The sequence below is a fragment of the Pseudonocardia nematodicida genome (assembly GCF_040105385.1).
Classification (GTDB): domain Bacteria; phylum Actinomycetota; class Actinomycetes; order Mycobacteriales; family Pseudonocardiaceae; genus Pseudonocardia; species Pseudonocardia nematodicida.
Genome location: NZ_JBEDNQ010000010.1, coordinates 133,053 through 149,342 on the forward strand (window position 1 = coordinate 133,053; position 16,290 = coordinate 149,342).

Annotated in this window: 15 protein-coding genes; 8 read left to right on the forward strand and 7 right to left on the reverse strand. The window is 75.2% G+C overall.

Annotated elements, in window-relative coordinates; all coding sequences use genetic code 11:
* The first annotated feature begins 61 nt into the window (after positions 1-61).
* Positions 62-514: a hypothetical protein gene (locus tag WIS52_RS22860; RefSeq protein ID WP_349300393.1), complete on the forward strand. Its 453-nt coding sequence runs from the start codon at positions 62-64 to the stop codon at positions 512-514.
* Here the strand turns inward: WIS52_RS22860 and WIS52_RS22865 are convergent.
* Positions 483-1,733, reverse strand: coding sequence for an MFS transporter (locus tag WIS52_RS22865; protein ID WP_349300394.1), 1,251 nt, complete (start codon positions 1,731-1,733; stop codon positions 483-485). The two genes, WIS52_RS22860 and WIS52_RS22865, sit on opposite strands and share 32 nt — an antisense overlap.
* 141 nt (positions 1,734-1,874) lie before the next feature.
* On the opposite strand from WIS52_RS22865, the gene WIS52_RS22870 reads away from it, so the two are divergent.
* Positions 1,875-2,681, forward strand: a complete 807-nt coding sequence (locus tag WIS52_RS22870; protein ID WP_349300395.1) for an enoyl-CoA hydratase/isomerase family protein — start codon at positions 1,875-1,877, stop codon at positions 2,679-2,681.
* Positions 2,682-2,895: 214 nt separating this feature from the next.
* Here WIS52_RS22870 and WIS52_RS22875 read toward each other — a convergent pair whose 3' ends face one another.
* The 6 genes from WIS52_RS22875 to WIS52_RS22900 form a co-directional block, all read right to left on the reverse strand.
* Positions 2,896-4,605: an FAD-dependent oxidoreductase gene (locus WIS52_RS22875; protein WP_349300396.1), complete on the reverse strand. Its 1,710-nt coding sequence runs from the start codon at positions 4,603-4,605 to the stop codon at positions 2,896-2,898.
* On the reverse strand, positions 4,602-5,492 hold the full coding sequence (locus WIS52_RS22880) for a shikimate dehydrogenase (protein WP_349300397.1): 891 nt from the start codon (positions 5,490-5,492) through the stop codon (positions 4,602-4,604). The genes WIS52_RS22875 and WIS52_RS22880 overlap by 4 nt, the downstream gene beginning before the upstream one ends.
* The gene (locus WIS52_RS22885) at positions 5,489-6,331 is read right to left on the reverse strand and encodes a sugar phosphate isomerase/epimerase family protein (protein ID WP_349300398.1); all 843 of its coding nucleotides are present in this window, start codon (positions 6,329-6,331) and stop codon (positions 5,489-5,491) included. The genes WIS52_RS22880 and WIS52_RS22885 overlap by 4 nt, the downstream gene beginning before the upstream one ends.
* Before the next feature lie 24 nt (positions 6,332-6,355).
* Positions 6,356-7,408 (reverse strand): Gfo/Idh/MocA family protein, encoded by a 1,053-nt coding sequence (locus tag WIS52_RS22890; RefSeq protein WP_349300399.1) that lies wholly within the window; start codon positions 7,406-7,408, stop codon positions 6,356-6,358.
* Positions 7,405-8,769, reverse strand: a complete 1,365-nt coding sequence (locus WIS52_RS22895; protein WP_349300400.1) for an MFS transporter — start codon at positions 8,767-8,769, stop codon at positions 7,405-7,407. The genes WIS52_RS22890 and WIS52_RS22895 overlap by 4 nt, the downstream gene beginning before the upstream one ends.
* Before the next feature lie 156 nt (positions 8,770-8,925).
* On the reverse strand, positions 8,926-9,819 hold the full coding sequence (locus WIS52_RS22900; protein ID WP_349300401.1) for a LysR family transcriptional regulator: 894 nt from the start codon (positions 9,817-9,819) through the stop codon (positions 8,926-8,928).
* A 157-nt stretch (positions 9,820-9,976) separates the two neighbouring features.
* Between WIS52_RS22900 and WIS52_RS22905 the strand changes: the two genes are divergently transcribed.
* From WIS52_RS22905 to WIS52_RS22930, 6 genes are all read left to right on the forward strand, one after another.
* Positions 9,977-11,680 carry an FAD-dependent oxidoreductase gene (locus WIS52_RS22905; RefSeq protein WP_349300402.1) on the forward strand — a complete coding sequence of 568 codons (1,704 nt, stop codon included), beginning with the start codon at positions 9,977-9,979 and terminating at the stop codon, positions 11,678-11,680.
* Positions 11,677-12,135: a VOC family protein gene (locus WIS52_RS22910; RefSeq protein ID WP_349300403.1), complete on the forward strand. Its 459-nt coding sequence runs from the start codon at positions 11,677-11,679 to the stop codon at positions 12,133-12,135. Before WIS52_RS22905 ends, WIS52_RS22910 begins: the two co-directional genes overlap by 4 nt.
* A 28-nt stretch (positions 12,136-12,163) precedes the next feature.
* A complete protein-coding gene (locus WIS52_RS22915) occupies positions 12,164-13,048 on the forward strand; it encodes a LysR family transcriptional regulator (protein ID WP_349300404.1) in 885 nt (294 codons plus the stop codon).
* A gap of 123 nt (positions 13,049-13,171) precedes the next feature.
* A complete protein-coding gene (locus WIS52_RS22920; RefSeq protein WP_349300405.1) occupies positions 13,172-13,453 on the forward strand; it encodes a YciI family protein in 282 nt (93 codons plus the stop codon).
* The gene (locus tag WIS52_RS22925) at positions 13,450-14,622 is read left to right on the forward strand and encodes an alcohol dehydrogenase catalytic domain-containing protein (RefSeq protein ID WP_349300406.1); all 1,173 of its coding nucleotides are present in this window, start codon (positions 13,450-13,452) and stop codon (positions 14,620-14,622) included. The genes WIS52_RS22920 and WIS52_RS22925 overlap by 4 nt, the downstream gene beginning before the upstream one ends.
* Entirely contained in the window at positions 14,619-16,202 is a 1,584-nt protein-coding gene (locus WIS52_RS22930) for an FAD-dependent oxidoreductase (protein WP_349300407.1), read from the forward strand. The genes WIS52_RS22925 and WIS52_RS22930 overlap by 4 nt, the downstream gene beginning before the upstream one ends.
* The last annotated feature ends 88 nt before the right edge of the window (positions 16,203-16,290 follow it).

A 16,290-nucleotide genomic window follows, 5' to 3' on the forward strand; every position in this document is an offset into this window, starting at 1 on the left:
TGCCCCACCGCTGGACCCCGTCGCCCTACGGTGACTGTCACGCGACGACAGCGGAGGCACCATGCCCATCCCGGACCATGACCGGCCCGACGCCGCCGAACACGCCCGCGACCTCCTCTTCCTCGCGGTCGCCGGAGACGACGAGCTGGGTGGGCTCGGGTACGGGTTCGCCTCGGTCGTCGCGGCGGTGCCCGGCGCCGCGGAGCCGGATCCGGACGACGACCGGGACCTGCTGGTGCTGCAGTGGTCCGCGCCGATGCCCCGCGACCGGGGTCGGCGGTGCGTCCAGCGGGTGTGCCTGTCGATCGCCGGCCCCGCGGCCCGGCGCTCCCCCGCACTGGTCGCGTCGGCGCTGGGCCGGGCCGGCGAGGTGCTGCGCGAGTTCCCGGCACCCTCCCCGCTGATCCTCGGTGTCGGTCCGTCGCGGCCGCGGCTCTACCTCGGCGTCGAGGGGCGTCCGGTCACGACCGGCTTCGACGTCCTCACCCAGGGTTCCCCGGTCCCGGTCGCCTGACCGCGCCCCGCTGCCCACCCCGCAGGTCGCGCGCTCCCCACGCGGCCGCGACCCCGGCGACCAGCAGCACCCCGATCGCCCCGAGCACGACGAGCAGCGGGGCGGTCCAGCCGCCGGTGGCGCCGTACGCCGCTCCGAGCACGAACGGTCCGGCCGAGGCGACGGCGTACCCGCCGCCCTGCACGAGCGCGGACATCCGCCGGTTCTCGGTCAGGTCCCGGGCCCGCCGCACGACGAGCGTGAAGATCACCGTGAGCCCGCCGCCCTGTGCCGCGCCGCTCAGCACGCACCAGACCGCCCACCACTCGGGGGCCAGGAGCAGTCCCAGCGGCAACGGCGTCCAGGCCGCCGCGACCACCGCGACCGGCACCCACTCGGTGCGGCACCAGCGCAGCAGCAGCGGGACCCCGAGCGCCCCGCCGATCGCCGCGATCTGGAAGACCGACGCGCCCGCCCCGGCGGCCACCGCGGTCATCCCGAGCCGGTCGGCGAGCAGGGTCGGGAGCCACGCCGTCACGCCGTAGTAGGAGAAGGCCTGACCCGCGAAGGCGATCGTCAGTCCCCAGGTGACGGGCCGCCGCCACCACGTCCCGGCCGGGGACGGGCCGTGCGTCCCGTCGGTGCGCGCGGTACCGGGCAGCGTACGGGTCGCCCACCACCAGACGACGCCCGTGACGAGGACGAACCCGCTCCAGGCCGCCAGCGCGAGCCGCCAGTCGGTGGCCCCGGCGAGTGGCACGGTGGCCGACAGCGTGATCATCGATCCGACGTTCAGCGCGGCGGTGTACATCCCGAGCACCGGCCCGGCGCGCTCCGGGAGGTCGCGGCCGACGATCACCGGCACCGCGACGTTGCCCACGGTCACCGCCGCGCCGATCAGCAGGGTCCCGGCCAGCGCCACCCCGAACCCGCCGGCGGACCGCAGGAGGACCCCCGCCGCGAGCACCGCCAGCGCCACCAGCACGCCCCGCCCGAGGCCGAGGCGGTCCAGCCACACCGACGCCAGCGGCGTCGCGAGGCCGAAGCACAGCACCGGCAGGCTGGTGAGCAGCCCGACGGTCGCCGCGTCGACACCGAGGTCGGCCCGCACCTGCTCGGTCACCGCGGACACGGCGACGATCGGACCGCGCAGGTTCAGCGCGAGCAGCAGGATCGCGCCGACGAGCAACGCCGGGGCGACGGCGGCGGCCCGGCCGGGCGGCGCGTGCGTGGTGGACACCGCGCCCATCATGCGCCGCTCACCCCGGACACGGGCGGGTTCGTGAGCAATGACAACCCGGGCCTCCGTGGGTGCCGGAACGCCGCCACCGCGGGACGATCCACGACACGCCGGCGCCGCCGGCCCGGAAGGAGCCCGACCGTGCCCCTCGACCCGTCGAACTACCAGCAGCTGCTCTTCGACCGCCGTGACGACGGCGTCCTGCTGATCACCATCAACAACCCGGAGCGGTACAACGCCGCCGACGAGGTGCTGCACGGCGAGCTGGCCCGGGTCTGGCGGGACGTCTCCGCCGACGAGACGACCCGGGTCGCGGTGATCACCGGCGCCGGGAAGGCGTTCTCCGCGGGCGGTGACCTGGGCATGGTCGAGCGGATGGCCGGTGACCACGACCGGGTCTCGGCGATGCTGACCGAGATGTCCGACCTGGTCTACAACATGATCGACTGCACGAAGCCGGTCGTGTCGGCGATCAACGGGGTCGCCGTCGGCGCCGGGGTCGTGGTCGGGCTGCTGGCCGACATCGCGATCTGCGCCGAGGACGCGCGGATCGGCGACGGGCACGTGAAGCTCGGCGTCGCCGCCGGCGACCACGCGGCGATCATCTGGCCGCTGCTGGCCGGGATGGCGAGGTCGCGCTACTACCTGCTCACCGGCGAGATGCTCACCGGCGCCGAGGCCGAGCGGATCGGGATGGTCGCGAAGGCCCTCCCCAGCGACCAGGTCCTGGACGAGGCGCTCCGGGTCGCGCACGCACTCGGCACCGGTTCCCAGCAGGCGATCCGGCTGACCAAGCGGGCGCTGAACTCCTGGCTGCGCAGCGCCGGACCGGCCTTCGACCAGTCCGCCGCCTACGAGATGCTCACCTTCATGGGCCCGGACGTCCTCGAGGGCGTCGCGGCACTCCGGGAGAAGCGGCCACCGCGGTTCCCGTCGGCGCAGGCCTGACGCCCCGCGCCTCCGCCTCCGGCGCTCCCGTCCGGTCCTCCCGCCGAGGTGTGCCTCGGAGCGAGTCGCCGATCGTGCGACGCCCCGGTCGGCGCCGCCCGGCCGAGCCCCCGCCGAGATACGTCCGAGCGGGAATCGTCGATCTCCAGAACCCGCTGACGCGTATCTCGGCGGTTCTCCCGCGCTCGGCCGGGCGCACCGTGCCGGCCCCGGGTCAGACCGCCGCGCCCAGGCCGGCCGCGTGGCGCGCCACGAGGTAGCCGAAGGTCAGCCCGGCACCGACCTGGCACCCGGCGCCCGGGTACTCCGACGCGGTCGGCGAGTGCGCGTCGCCGCCGCAGGCGTAGAGACCGGGGACGGGTGAGCCGCCGGCGTCGAGAGCCCGGCCGGTGGCGTCCGTCCGCACGCCGAGGGTGGTGGCCAACGGGGTGGGAACGACCGCGACGGCATGGAACGGCGCCGTCTCGATCGGGCCCAGGTTCGGGTTCGGGGTGTTGCGCGGGTCGCCGTACTGGTGCCCGAACGGGCTCTGTCCCTTCCCGAACTCGGAGTCGACGCCGCTGCGCGCGGCCCGTCCGGCCGCGGCGACGGTGCGCTCCAGACCGTCCGGGTCGACGCCGATCGACGCGGCCAGCGCGGAGATCGTCGGCGCGGTGTGCAGGTAGCCCGCGCGCTCGTAGCGGCGCCGCAGCACCGCGGGCAGGTGCGGCCGGATCATCCCGAGGCCGTAGCGGTGCAGGGTGGCCGAGTCGAGCACCAGCCAGGCCGGCACCGTCGGGACGGACTTGTGCGAGTCGTACATCGCGCGGGTGAACCGGTGGTAGGACACCGACTCGTCGACGAACCGGTGCCCGTCCGCGTTCACCGCGGCGATGCCCGGCTTCGCCCGGTCCCAGATGTGCGGGAACACCGCGGTGGAACCGTCCCGGCGACGCGCGATCGAGCTCGGGAACCACATCGCGTTGTCGTCGCGCGGCTCACCGACCGCCGCACCCGCGGCACGGGCGAGCGCGAGGGTGTCGCCGGTGGCACCGTCGGCGGCCCGGGTGAACTGCGCGGTCGGCGACGGCAGGTGCTCGGCCCGCAGCGCGGCGTCGGCCGGGAACCCGCCGGCGGCCAGCACGACTCCGCGGCGGGCGCCGATCCGGACCGGGCGCCCCTCCCGGGCGGCGACGACGCCGGTGACCCGGCCGTCGGCGTCGGTGATCAGTTCGGTGGCGGGGCTGAGGAACCACACCTGCCCGGACCGGCGGCGCAGCTGGTGCCACAGGTTCGCGACCAGCGCGTTGCCCATCGCCAGCCGGGTGCCGCGGGGCCACCCGGCCGTCCGGTCCCGGGCCCAGCGCGCGCCGAGCCGCAGGGCGGTGGGGACCGCGCGGGGGGAGCCGTCGAGGAGGGTGAGCAGCTGGTTCACCTCGGGGCGGCGCACCATCATCGTCCCGCCGAACAGCGCGAACTCCGGCACCGGCGGGCGGATCCGGGCGAACCCGTCGCGGCCGAGCAGCCGGCCGTCGAAGGTGTGCGGTTCCAGGGCGCGCCCGACCCCGGAGCCGGCGACCTCGGGGTGGTAGTCGACCACGGTCTTCGAGTGCCAGAACCCGACGCCGAGCCGTTCCAGGTGGTCGATCGCCGCGGCCGCGTGGTCCAGATAGGACCGTCGCAGCGCCGGGTCGGCGCGGTCGCCGATGAGCGCGTCCATGTACCCGGCGGCGGCCTCACGGTCGGCCGCCGGGTCCTCCTGGTGCCGGTGCCCGGGCGCCCAGCAGGTGCCGGCCGAGTACGCCGTGGTCCCGCCGAGCCACCCGGTCTTCTCCAGCACCAGCACCGACAGCCCCTCGGCCGCCGCGACGACGGCGGCGCCGAGGCCCGCGGCGCCGGTGCCGACCACCACCAGGTCGGCCTCGTGGTCCCAGGTCTCGGTCATCGGTTCCCCTTCAACAGCGCGGCGAGGTGCCGCCGCATCCGGTCCGGGTCCGGTGTGGACCCGGTGAGCAGCGCGATCGTGTCGGCGGCCTGGGCGACGAGCATCGCGCCGCCGTCGAGCACCCGGCAGCCGCGCGCGCGGGCCGCGGCGAGCAGGCCGGTCTCCAGCGGCCGGTAGACGACGTCGGCCACCCAGTGCCGCGCGGTCAGCGCGGCCGGGTCGAGTGGCAGGCCCCCAGGGTGTCCGGGCACGCCGTGTCCGGTCGTACCGTGCCCGGTCATGCCGATCGGGGTGGCGTTGACGATCCCGTCGGCCTCCGTGGCCGCGTCCGCGACCCGGTCGACCGGGCCACCGCGCACCTCCGCACCGGGCAGCGCGGTGGACAGCCGTGCGGCGAGCGCGGCGGCGCGGTCCGGATCGGCGTCGACCACCTCGACCCGGGCTCCGGCGCCGGCCAGCGCGTAGGCGACCGCCGAGCCGGCGCCGCCCGCGCCGACCACGAGCACCCGGCGCAGCGCTACCCCGGGCAGCCCGTGCCGCAGCCCGGCCAGGAACCCGGAGTGGTCGGTGTTGTGCCCGGTCAGCCGTCCGTCGTGGACGGTGACGGTGTTGACCGCCCCCAGGCCGGCCGCGTCCGGGGACAGGTCGTCGAGCTGGGCGATCACGGCCTGTTTGGCCGGGTGCGTGACGTTGAACCCGGTGATCCCGGCGGCGTCGCGCAGGGTCCAGCCGTCGGGCAGGTCGTGGAGGTCGAGCAGCGTGTAGCGGTAGTCGAGTCCCAGTGCCGCGGCCTCGGTCTCGTGCAGCGCCGGGGACAGCGAGCCCCCGATGCCCGCCCCGACCAGCGCGATCCGGTGCGCGACCGCGGTCGCGGGACCGGCCGTCACGGCGTCCCCCCGATCAGCGTCCGCACGGCGGCGAGCTGGTGCCGGGCCACCTCGAGGTCGCTCGTCCGGGCCTGCAGCACCGCGTCCGGGACCTCGACGCTCAGCGGTGTCCCCGGTGGCGCCGCGCCGACCAGCTCGGCGAGCGGCAGCTCGCCCTCCCCCACCGCGCGTCGCCGGGCCCGGGCCTCGATCTGGAGCACCGAGCCGTCGGCGGTCATGCCGAGCGGCAGCTCGGCGGGCAGGTCGAGGTGTTCGGGCGCCTCCCACGGGCCGTCGCAGAGCTGCAGGCAGGGCACCAGCGCCGGGTCGAGGGCGGCGACGTCGGCGACGGTGCTGCCGCCGCGCCGCACGTGCAGCGCGTCGACCAGCACGGCGATCCCGGCGGCGGTCGCGACCTCGGCGGCGTCGGCGACGGTGCGCACCGGCTGGTAGCTGATCGGCTCCAGGGTGGGCAGGATGCCGTACGGGCGGGCGTCGGCGGCCAGCGCGGAGAGCGTGTCGACCAGCCGGGCCGGGTCGGTGTCGGTGCCGACGACGCTGAACGTGCGGGCGCCGAGCGCGGCCCCGGCGTCGAGCGCGGGCTTCCAGTCCGCCGGTCCGGTGTCCGGGCCGACGGTGAGGAACTCGATGTCGCGCACCTCGAGGCCGGTGTCGTCGAGCCGGCGCAGGGTCTCGGCCGACATCGGGGAGCCGGGCTGCATCGGGTACTGGTGCTCGCCGGCCGTCACCGCCTTCACCCGGACGCCGACGAAGTCGTACCCGGCCTCGGCGGCGACGGACACCAGGTCCGGCGGTGCCAGCCGGAGCAGGGTCAGGTGGGCGAGCCCGATCGGGGTCATGCGGTGATCTCCTCCTGCACGGTCTCAGACCGGTTCGGGGCGGCCGGAGGCCGCCGAGGCGTAGAGCGCGGTGAGCATCGCCAGTGAGCGGGTCGCCTCCCGGCCGGTGACGGCGGGGTCGCGCCCGTCCCGGACGGCGGCGACGAAGTCGGCGACCTGCAGCGCGTGGAACGGGGCGAGCGCACCGTTGATCGCGGCCAGCTCGACGTCGGGCTCCAGGCCCTCGCCGTAGGGCGAGCCGGCCGCGGCCGCCCCGGGTACCGCCCACACGTCGAGCCGGGCCTCGGTGCCCTCCGGGTACTCCGAGAGCCCGACGGTGGCACCGTTCGATCCGGTGACCCGGATCCGGCAGCCGAGTCCCGGCGTCAGCCCGGTCGACATCGAGACCGTCGCCAACCCGCCGCCGGCGAACCGGACGGTCGCCACCGCGGTGTCCTCGACCTCGATCGCGTCGGCGTGCTTGAACGTGGTGTGGGAGCAGGAGACCTCCACCGGGTCACCCATGAACCACTGCAGCAGGTCCAGGTAGTGCACGCCCTGGGTGGTCAGGACGCCGCCGCCGTCGGCGGCCCAGGTGCCGCGCCACGGGTCGGCGGTGTAGTACGACGAGTCGCGGTGCAGCAGGACGGCGACCTCTCCGAGCACCGGACGGCCCAGCGTGCCGTCGTCGATCGCCCGGCGGATCCGCTGCGCGGCCGGCCAGAACCGGCGCTGGAACAGCACGCCGAGCCGGATCCCGGCGTCGTCGCAGGCGCGGACCATCCGCTGCGCGGCGGCCGGGTCGATCGCGATCGGCTTCTCGCACAGGACGTGCAGCCCGCGAGCGGCGGCCGCGGTCACGACCGCCTCGTGGGTGGGGTGCGGGGTGCAGACGCTGACCAGGTCGAGATCGAGGTCGAGCACGTCGTCGGCGCCGGCCGGGTCGGCCCCGAACCGGGCAGCGAGGGCGGCGGCCCGGCCGGGGTCGACGTCGGCGCAGGCGACCAGCTCGACGCCGGGGTGCCGGGCGTAGGCGGCGGCGTGGTTGCCGGCGACGTTGCCGCAGCCGATGACCGCCGCCCGCAGCGGACGGTTCACCGGTCCGCCGGGGCCGGGCGCGGCGCGCCGAGCTCGGCGGTCGGGGTCCGGTAGGTCTCCGGGCCGAACAGCGTCGAGACCGCCGCGGCCAGCACGAACCCGCCGCAGAGCCAGGCCACCGGGACCCAGTTGGACGGGTCGCCCTGGGTCATGATCGAGGCGATCGCCGGGGTGAAGCCGGCGGCGAGCAGGCCGACCATCAGGCCGATCGCCATGCCGCTGTAGCGCACCGGGGCGGGGAACTGCTCCGGGAAGTAGGCCGGGTAGACGCCGTTCGGCGCCGCGTAGCAGATCCCGATCAGGATCACGCCGGACACGTAGATCCACGGCACGTTCCCGCTGCTGATCGCCTGGAAGAACACCGGCACCATGACGCCGACCCCGACCAGGCCGGTGATGAAGACCGGCTTGCGGCCGACCCGGTCGGCGATCATCCCGTAGACCGGCTGGCTGAGCACCGCGGCCATGTTCGCGACCGTGATCACCGCCAGCATGGTGGGCCGGGCGATGCCCGCGACGTTCGTGGCGAAGGCCAGCGCGAACACGTTGACGATCGTGTTGACCATGGCGAACGAGGCGCACACGGCGATCCGGATGACGGTGCCGGTGTGGTTGCGGAACAGCTCGACGATCGGGGCCTTGACCACCTCGTCGGACTCCTTGGCCTCCTCGAAGACCTCGGGCTCCTGCAGCGAGCGGCGCAGGAAGTACGCGACCAGGGTGACGACGATGCTCAGCCAGAACGGGATCCGCCAGCCCCAGGCCAGCAGCTGCTCCTCGGGGAGCGAGGCGATCGGGATGAAGACAAGGCTGGACAGCACGATCCCGAACATGATCCCGCTCATGACCCAGCTGGAGTAGAACGAGCGCTGGTTCTCCGGGGCGTGTTCCATGGTCAGCGAGCTGGCGCCGGGCGACTCGCCGCCGGCCGACAGGCCCTGCAGGAGTCGCAGCACGACCAGCAGGATCGGCGCGGCGATGCCGATCGAGTCGTAGGACGGCAGGCAGCCGATCAGGAACGTCGCGACGCCCATCAGGATCAGCGTCGCCATCAGCGCGTTGCGCCGTCCGAACTTGTCCCCGAAGTGACCGAACAGGACCGCGCCGAGCGGACGGGCCACGTAGGCGACGCCGAGGGTGCTGATCGAGAGCAGCACGCCGGTCGCACCGGCGCCGGGGAAGAACACGGTGCCGAACACGAGCGCCGCGGCGGCGCCGTAGATGAAGAAGTCGTAGTACTCGAGAGCGCTGCCGAGGAAGCCGGAGATGGCGGCCTTCCTCGGCACGCTCCGGGAGTCCCCCGACGCACCCTTCGCGTCCCCGGGGTCCCCGACCTGCGGTGCCGATGCCGTGGCAGACATGGCGCTCCTTTCGAACCGGCGTCGTCGACGGCGCTCCGCCGTGGCCGGACGGCCGGTGGGGAGCGAACTCGGAGGAGCATGACGGCCGGGACTCTGCATCGTCCAATACTTGGTCGAACTCAGACCATGTACTACCCGCACTCAATGCGGCGCCGGTCACTCCGGGGTGGGGAGTACCTCCTCGGCGACGTCGAGCACGGCCCGCAGCACCTGCGACGGGTCGTCGGCCCGCCAGGCGATCGCGTGCTGCATGTGCACCGACTCGTCGCGCAGCGGCCGGTAGACCGCCCCCGGCGGCACGACCATCTCGATGCTCGAGGTCATCAGCGCGACCCCGACGCCGGCCGACACCAGGGTCAGGATGAGGAACGGGTCGCTGGTCTCCTGCACGACCTCCGGCCGGAACCCGGCCCGGGCGCAGGCCTCCACGGCGAGCCGCTGCAGCGCCGACCCGGCCGAGACCGGGGTCGAGACGAACGGATCACCGGACAGGTCGGCCAGATCGATCTCCGGCCGCCCGGCGAGCGGGTGGTCGACCGGCAGCACGACCCCGAGGGGCTCCCGGGCGACCAGCCGGCTCGCCAGCGGCGACGGGTCGATCGGCAGCCCGACGAAGGCGATGTCCAGCTCGCCCCGCTCGACCTGCACGACACCGCCGTCGGTCATCACCCGGCCGGTCAGCGCCAGCGTGATGCCGGGGTAGCGGGCCCGCACCGCGCGGGTGAGCGGCGAGAGGGTGTGGTGGTTCAGCGCGCCGGAGAAGCCGATCGCGACCGTGCCGTGCACCAGGCCGTCGACGGCCCGGGCCGCCTCGCGCCCCAGCTCCAGCTCGCCGAACGCGCGGCGGACGTGCGGCAGCAGCGCGTGGCCGGCGGGAGTGAGCGCGACGCTGCGGGTGCTGCGGTCGAACAGCGACGTGTCGAGCTCGCGCTCCAGCCGGCGGACCGTCTGGCTCAGCGGCGACTGCGCGATGCCGAGCCGGTCGGCCGCGCGGCCGAAGTGCAGTTCCTCGGCGACGGCGACGAACGCCTCCAGCCAGCGGAGCTCCACGACGATCTCCCCTCCGGCACGCGGGACTTGCGCGACCCCCGGCCGTCATATAGTCATTGCTGACACTCATTGAGGAACTGATTGTCCATCGATTCTTACACAGTCAGAGCGTGCGCGACACACAGTGCGCGTGCCGGGGTCAGGGAGGACCAGCGTCGTGACCATCCCGAGGGACGAGGGCCCGGACGTCGTCGTGGTCGGCGCCGGAGCGGGCGGCCTGTCCGCTGCCGTCACCGCCGCGCACCGCGGGCTGCGGGTGACGGTGCTGGAACGTGCCGACGTGTGCGGCGGTGCGACCGCCTGGTCCGGCGGCTGGATGTGGGCACCGGGCAACCCGCTGGCCCGTACCGACGGCGTCGACGAGGACCCGGCCGGGTTCCGCGCCTACCTCGCGGCGGTCTGCGGCGGCGACCTCGACGACGGCCGGGTCGACGCCTTCCTGGACGCGGCGCCGCGCATGGTCCGGTTCTTCCACCAGAACACCGCCCTGACCTTCACCCCCGGCGCCCGGATCAACGACGTCTACGGCGACCTGCCCGGCGCCGGGACCGGACACCGGTCGGTCGCGCCGGACCCCGCCGACCTGCGCGCGCTCGGCCCGGACGTGGCCGCGCTGCTGCGCCGCCAGCTCTACGAGACCTCGTTCCTCGGGATGGGGATCATGGCCGGGCCGGACCTGGCCGGGTTCCTCTCCGCCTCGCGCGGCGACGTCCGCGGGCTGGCCCACGCGACCCGCCGGGTCACCCGGCACGTCGCCGACCTGGTCCGCTACCGCCGCGGACAGCAGCTGGTGAACGGCACCGCGCTGGTCGGCCGGCTGCTGCGCTCGGCACTGGACCTCGGCGTCGTCATCCGGACCGGCACCCCGGTCACCGGCCTGCTGCGCGACGGCGGCCGGATCACCGGCGTCGAGACCCCGTCCGGCAGCGTCACCGCCGGCCGCGGCGTCGTGCTGGCCGCCGGCGGGTTCCCGCACGACCGCGACCGCCGCGCCGCGCACTTCCCGACCGGCGCGGAGCACCACACACTCGCCCCGCCGTCCGCGGACGGCGCCGGGATCACCCTCGGGGAGTCCGCGGGCGGGCGGCTGCGCACCGACCTCGCCTCGCCCGCCGCCTGGTGCCCGGTGTCGCTGGTCCCCTACCGCGGCGGCCGCACCGGCGTCTTCCCGCACATCATGGACCGCGCCAAGCCGGGCTCGATCGGCGTGCTGAGCTCCGGGCGGCGGTTCGTCAACGAGGCGAACGGCTACCACGACTACGTCTCGGCGATGATCGCCGCGACCCCGGACGGCGAGCCGGTGCAGGCCTGGCAGATCGCCGACGCCCGGTTCGTCCGGCGCTACCCGCTCGGCATGGCCAAGCCCCGGCCGGTCCCGCTGGCGCCCTACCTGCGCAGCGGCTACCTGACGCGCGGGGCGACACTCGCCGAGCTGGCCCGGAACTGCGGCATCGACCCGGGCGGGCTCGAGTCGGCGGTCGCGACGTTCAACGAGGGTGCCCGCCGCGGCGAGGACCCCGAGTTCGGTCGCGGGACCACCCCGTTCAACCGCTCCGGCGGCGACCCGGCGGCCGGGTACCCGAACCCGTCACTGGCCCCGCTGGAGCGCGGCCCCTTCTACGCGGTCCGGGTCCTCCCCGGCAGCTTCGGCACGTTCGCCGGGCTGGCCACCGACGCCCGCGCCCGGGTGCTCGACGACGCCGGCGAGCCGGTTCCCGGGCTCTACGCGGCGGGCTGCGACCAGGCGAGCGTCTTCGGCGGGCACTACCCGGCGGGCGGGATCAACCTCGGCCCCGCCATGACCTTCGGCTGGATCGCGGCCCGCGACCTGGCCGGTATCGACACGGAGGTGGCAGCGTGAACGGACCCGGGAAGCTCGACCAGGTCGGCATCGTCGTCCGCGACCTGGACGCGGCCGCCGAGGGCATGCGCGCGGTGTTCGGGGCGGAGCCGCACACCCGCGTGGAGAACACCTACCGGCGCACCCGCTACCGCGGCCGCGAGATCGACGCGTCCGTCGGTGTCATGCTCTACGACGTCGGCGGGTGCGAGCTGGAGTTCCTCGCCCCGCGGACCACCGGCAACATCTGGTCCGACCACCTCGAGTCCACCGGTGAGGGACTGCACCACATCCGGTTCGCCGTCGACGACCACGCGGCCGTGCGCGAGGACCTGCTCGCCCGCGGCGTCGAGCCCTACCAGGAGGGCGAGTCGATGCGCGGCGGCGGCGTGCGCTACGCCTACTACGACACGCTCGCCCAGCTCGGGTTCCTGATCGAGACCCTGAACCCCGGCGGCGACCGGGTGAGCGACTGACCGCACACGACGAGGTGGAGGGCCCGACATGGAGATCCGGTGGATCGAGGCCTTCCTCGCCGTCGCCGAGGAGCTGCATTTCGGCCGGGCCGCCCAGCGGCTGCACATGGCGCAGTCGCCGCTGTCCCAGACGATCAAGAAACTGGAGAAGGACGTCGGTACGCCGCTGTTCGAGCGGACCACCCGGGCGGTGACACTGACCTCGGCCGGGCACGCCTTCCTGCCGCACGCGCGGCGGATCGTGGGCGAGGTCGACCTGGCGCGACGTGCCACGTGCGCCGGCACCGACGACGTCTACGGCCGGGTCCGGCTCGGGTTCTCCGGGGCGCTGAACCACCTGACGCTGCCCCCGCTGACCCGGGCGCTGCGCACCCGGCACCCGCACCTGGCGCTGCAGCTGGTGGACCGGGTGACCACCGAGGACGCCGTCGACCTGGTCGAGCACGGCTCCCTGGACATGGCCTTCGTCGGCCTGCCCTCGCCCGGTGAGCTGCCCACCCGGGTGATCACCGTCGAGGAGCTGGGCGCCGCGGTGCCGACCGGGCACCGGCTGGCGGGGCGGGAGAGCGTGCGCATCACCGAGCTCGCCGAGGAGGACTGGGTGCTCATGCCGGGCCAGTCCGCGCTCCGGGCGGTGATCATCACGGCCTGCCACAACGCCGGCTTCCGGCCGCGGCTCGCGCAGGAGGTCAAGGACCCCTACGTCGTGCTGTCGCTGGTCGCGGCCGGCCTCGGGGTGTCGCTCGCCCCCACCTGCGTGCGGCCGATCATGCCCGCGCAGGCGGTCTGGATCCCGCTGAGCGACCCCGTCCCGGAGCTGCACAGCGCCCTGCTCTGGCACCCGGAACGCAACGTCGCGGCGGTCCGGGCCCTGCTCGACGTCGCCGGGGCGGTGCTGCCCGGCCCGCGATAGTGCTGCTTGTGCACACAATCCGTGCCGAACCGTGTATTGGACACGCTCGGTACACGGCCAGCAGCCTGGTCCTGCCCGCCCGCACTCCGCGGGCGCAGTCGACGACGACGAAGGGGGACCACCATGGCGACGTTCGCCGTGACCTACACCTACGCGGAGGGCTCGGACGCCGCGCGGGACACCCACCGCCCCGCGCACAAGGACTTCCTGGCCACGCTGCACGAGAAGGGCCTGCTGCGGGTCTCCGGTCCCCTCGACGGCGGCACCGGCGCGCTGCTGGTGTTCGAGGGCGGCTCGGCCGGGGAGGTCGGCGCGCTGCTCGACGGCGACCCGTTCGCCGTCGAGGGGCTGATCGGCGAGCGCACGATCCGCGAGTGGTCGATCTTCTTCGGCGGTCTGCGGTGAGGGTCGCCCGCACGCTGCGTCGCGAGCACGTGGTGCTCGACGAGGCCGCGGCGCCGGTACCGGGACCGGGCGAGGCCCTCGTCCGGGTGCACACGGTCACCCTGTGCGGCACCGACCTGCACATCTGGGAGGACGACTACGCCAGCGAGCTCCCGCTGGTGCAGGGGCACGAGATCGCCGGCGTGGTCGAGACCGCCCCGGCCGGGTCGGGGTTCGCCGCCGGGGACCGGGTCGTGGTCTCGCCGATGCGCTGGTGCGGTGACTGCCACGCCTGCCGGATCGGGCGGATCAACGCCTGCTCCTCGTCGTCCTGCCTGGGGGTCTACGAGGACGGCGCGCTCGCCGACCTGATCGCGGTACCCGCCACCGATCTGCACCGGGTGCCGGACGCGCTGCCGCTCGGGCTCGCCGCGCTCGCCGAACCGGCCAGCATCGCGATGCAGGCGGTACTGCGCGGACGTCCCGAGCCGGGTGAGCGGGCGCTGGTGCTGGGCTGCGGCCCGATCGGGCTGCTCGCGACACTGCACCTGACCTCGCTCGGGGTCGCGGTGTCCTGTGTGGACGTCGACGCCGGGCGGGCGGAGTTCGCACGCGGGTTCGGTGCCGTCCATATCGGAGCCGACGGTCCGGAGCCCTCGCTGGTGATCGAGGCGAGCGGCTCCCCCGCCGCGTTCGAGGCCGGGCTCGACGCGGTCGCCACCGCGGGACGGGTGGTGCTGGTCGGCATCTCCGACCGGCCGGTCACGCTGTCGATGCGGACCCTGCCGGTGAAGGACGTCGACCTGCTCGGCAGCCGCAACAGCCGGCGCCGGATGGGCGAGGCCCTCGACCTGCTCGCCGCCCATCCGGAGGCCGCGTCCGCACTGGTCACCCACCGGGTGCCGCTGGAACGGCTCGGCGAGGCGTTCACCCTGCTCCGCGACGCCGGCGGGCTGGTCGGCAAGGTGGCGATCGACCTGGTGCCGCAGGCCGCGCCCTCCGGCGACACGGCCTGCGCCGGCGCGCCCCGCGGCGACGCGGCCGGCGGAGGCACGGCCGACGGTGGCGCGGCCGGCGGAGGCACGGCCGACGGTGGCGCGGCCGGCGGAGACACGGCCGACGGCGGCGCGGTCGGCGCTGACGGCGCGCGTGGCGCCGGGAGCGCTCCGCGTCCGGGGGTGCCCGCATGAGTGTTCTCGTGACGCGGCCGCGGGAGCGGTACGACGTCGTCGTCGCCGGGAGCGGTGCGGCCGGGCTGACCACGGCGGTCGCCGCGGCGTCCGCGGGGCTGTCGGTGCTGGTCGTGGAGAAGGCCGAACGGCTCGGCGGGACCTCGGCCGTCGGCGGCGGGGTGATCTGGGCCCCGGGCAACCACCTGATGGCCGACGCCGGGTTCACCGACAGCGCCGACGACGCCCGCGCCTACCTCGCCGCGGGCAGCGACGGCCGGATGAGCGGGGCCGAGATCGACGGCTACGTGCGCGCGGCCCCGGAGGCGGTGCGCTTCCTGACCCGCGCCGGGGTGCGGATGCGGACGCTGGCCCGGCCGGACTACCACCCGGAGTGGGCGGGCGCGGCGCGCGGGCGCGGCCTGGACCAGGACGCGTTCGACCCGCGTCCCTGGCCTGGCCTGGCCGAACTGCTGCGGCCGCCGACCTACTTCCCGCCGATCACGATGTCCGAACGCGACCTGCTCGCCGGCGCGGCACCGGATCCCGCACTGCTCGCGCAGCGGCGGGCCGACGGCGTCCGGACGATGGGTGGCGCGCTGGTCGGCCGGCTGGTCGTCGCGGCGCTCGGGGCCGGTGTGGAGATCGTCGCGGGCAGCCCGGTCACCGGCCTCGACCGCGACGGTCCGGGGTGGACGGTCACGGTCGGGGACGCTCCGGTGGCGGCGCGTTCGGTGGTGCTGGCCTCCGGCGGGTTCGAGTGGGACCCGGCGCTGCGCGCGGAGCACCTGGCCTACCCGGTCACCCCGATCAGCGCACCGTCGAACACCGGCGACGGGCTGCGGCTCGGGCTGGCCGCGGGCGCCGCCGTCGACGAGATGACCGCGGTCTGGGGCGTCCCGGTCATCACCCCGCCGGACGCGGTGTACGACGGGATGCCGTCCGGAAGGATGGGCAACGTCGAGATGACGATGCCCGGCTCGATCACGGTCGACGCCGCCGGACGCCGCTTCGTCAACGAGGCGACGAACTACCACGACCTCAACCGCGCCTTCGACGGCGTCGCGCACCCGACGTTCCTGGTGTTCGACCGCAGCTACGCCGAGCGCTACCCGGTGGCCGGGGCGGTCGCGGGCGAGGCCCCGTGGATCACCCGCGCCGACGACCTCGCGTCCCTGGCCCGGGCCGTCGGCGTCGACCCGGACGGGCTGGCCGGCACGGTCGCCGAGTTCAACCGGCACGCCCGCGACGGCGAGGACCCGGAGTTCGGCCGCGGCGCGAGCCCGCAGGACCGGCACCTCGGCGATCCGGCGGTGACGCCGAACCCGTGCCTGGCGCCGCTGGAGACCCCGCTGTTCCACGCGGTGCCGGTACACGCCGGGGTCCTCGGGACCGCGGGCGGTCTCGCGACCGACGCCGACGGCCGGGTGCTCGGCCGCGACGGCGCGCCGCTGGAGGGGCTGTTCGCCGCCGGGAACTGCGCGGCGACACTGTTCAGGGACCTGTACCCGGGCGGCGGCGCGACGCTGGGGTCCGCGGTCGTCCGCGCGCACCGCGCCGGGACCCGGATCGCCCGGGACCTGACCCCGGCCCGCACCTGACCCACCGCCCCACCCCGCACCGCGTCGCCGGCTGCCGCACCCGTCGCGTGCGGTGCGGCGGCGGGCGACGGGTCGCGCCGACCGGTAG

Excerpts from the sequence above, each read along its gene's own strand:
- WIS52_RS22860 (WP_349300393.1), top strand. The coding sequence starts at position 62 with ATGCCCATCCCGGACCATGACCGGCCCGACGCCGCCGAACACGCCCGC.
- WIS52_RS22875 (WP_349300396.1), bottom strand. The coding sequence starts at position 4,605 with ATGACCGAGACCTGGGACCACGAGGCCGACCTGGTGGTGGTCGGCACC.
- WIS52_RS22885 (WP_349300398.1), bottom strand. The coding sequence starts at position 6,331 with ATGACCCCGATCGGGCTCGCCCACCTGACCCTGCTCCGGCTGGCACCG.
- WIS52_RS22895 (WP_349300400.1), bottom strand. The coding sequence starts at position 8,769 with ATGTCTGCCACGGCATCGGCACCGCAGGTCGGGGACCCCGGGGACGCG.
- WIS52_RS22915 (WP_349300404.1), top strand. The coding sequence starts at position 12,164 with ATGGAGATCCGGTGGATCGAGGCCTTCCTCGCCGTCGCCGAGGAGCTG.
- WIS52_RS22920 (WP_349300405.1), top strand. The coding sequence starts at position 13,172 with ATGGCGACGTTCGCCGTGACCTACACCTACGCGGAGGGCTCGGACGCC.
- WIS52_RS22930 (WP_349300407.1), top strand. The coding sequence starts at position 14,619 with ATGAGTGTTCTCGTGACGCGGCCGCGGGAGCGGTACGACGTCGTCGTC.